Source organism: Bradyrhizobium sp. 45 (genome assembly GCF_023073155.1).
In the GTDB taxonomy this organism is placed as follows: domain Bacteria; phylum Pseudomonadota; class Alphaproteobacteria; order Rhizobiales; family Xanthobacteraceae; genus Bradyrhizobium; species Bradyrhizobium canariense_D.
The window spans coordinates 1-1489 of the sequence record NZ_JADPIX010000030.1 but is presented as its reverse complement, the minus strand read 5'-3'; the positions used below and the strand labels follow the sequence as shown (position 1 = coordinate 1489).

1 protein-coding gene is annotated in these 1489 nt (G+C 58.3%); it reads right to left on the bottom strand.

The features are described 5' to 3' along the window. Window positions 1–373 precede the first annotated feature (373 nt). Window positions 374–1402 (bottom strand): IS110 family transposase, encoded by a 1029-nt coding sequence (locus IVB42_RS04880; protein ID WP_247412359.1) that lies wholly within the window; start codon window positions 1400–1402, stop codon window positions 374–376. Window positions 1403–1489 lie beyond the last annotated feature (87 nt).

The window sequence follows — 1489 nt, the reverse complement described above, 5'->3', positions numbered from 1 at the left end:
TCGGCCCTTTAATTGCGGTTTGTTGTCAAGCTACCATTCTTCCTCTCTCCAGTGACACGCCGGTAGCGATTGCTCCGTCGGAGCTGGTCAGGTTGCGGAGACGGAGCGATCGCGGATGGCGAGACGATTGCCTAGCGGGATTGGCAATCGACGTCGTTGGCGGCTTCGTCGGGTTAGGTTGATGTCGTAGCTGGGGTCATGGTCCTTTCCGAGGTCGCGAGCGCCTCATGATGATGTCCGGATCGGGCGCCTCAACGTTTGCAGCGGAGTGCGGGCGAACCGCCACCAGCCGATTGACCGAGGTCACCACGACCACCGTCCCAGCGGGACATCGCCAGTCCGGCGGACCGGACCAGGAACTTGCGAGCAAATATCAGATTGGCTTCGGCTGGCCCCAGTCGAACGATGTGCCATCGACCCAGATGCAGTGGAGAATCACGGCGATCTTTCGGGCGATGGCGACCTTTGCCTTCTTCATGCCGATCCGCTTGGCGAGCTTCATGCCCCAGGCCTTTAAGGAAGACCACTTTTTGGTTCGATAAAGAAGGACAGTGGCGGCCTCGAACAAGTAAGTTCGGAGAAGCCGGTCGCCCCATCGAGATATCTTTCCGTTGGTGTCGGTTTCGCCGGATTGGCTGCGCCTCGGCGTAAGGCCTAGGTAGGCGCCGACCGTAGAAGCCGATCGGAAGCGCGAGGGGTCATCGATCGTGTGGCGGAACGTTAGGGCCGTCACGACACCGACCCCCGGGACCGTCATCAGGCGACGCGTCGTCTCGTCCAGCTTTGCCAACCGGCGGACCTCGTTGTCGAACTTACCTTGTTGCTGACAAACGTTCTCGTGGATCGAGAGCAGCGGCGATATCACGCTGAGAAGCAAATGATCGGCGCCCAAGAGTTCGCTGACCTGGTTGCGGAACTGTTGGCCGATCGCGCGAGGGAATAGCAATCCACATTCCTTGATCAAGCTGCGAACCTGGTTCTCGATGTCTCGGCGCATGGACACTAGCCGAGATCTGGCGACAAGGATCGCTCGGATCTTCTGGCTTTCCTCACTTTTGACTTTGACCTCTCGATACCATCCAACCCGCACCAGTTCGGCAAGGCCTCGCGCATCATTCTGATCGCTCTTGTTCATTCGGACCGACAAAGCTGCGTGCGCATGCCGAGCGTCGATGCAGACCACCGGAAGCTCAACCCTGCGGAGTTCATGCCATAGCCAACTCGCCATCGCACCGGTCTCGAAGCCGATACGCTCGGCATGAGGCGCATGTTTGCTAAGCAGGTCAGTCAAGGCACCAGGATTAGACTTGGCTTTTCCTTCGAAGATTACTTGACCGGTCTCGTTGACAACGCACACAGCGGTTTCTCTCTGTGAGACGTCCAGCCCGACGTACTGCTTCATGGGAACTCCTTCGAATCATTTGATTGCGAGGGCTCAACGATAACGGAGCTTGTCTGCCACGAGCGCCGACCGCAATTACGTCATCGT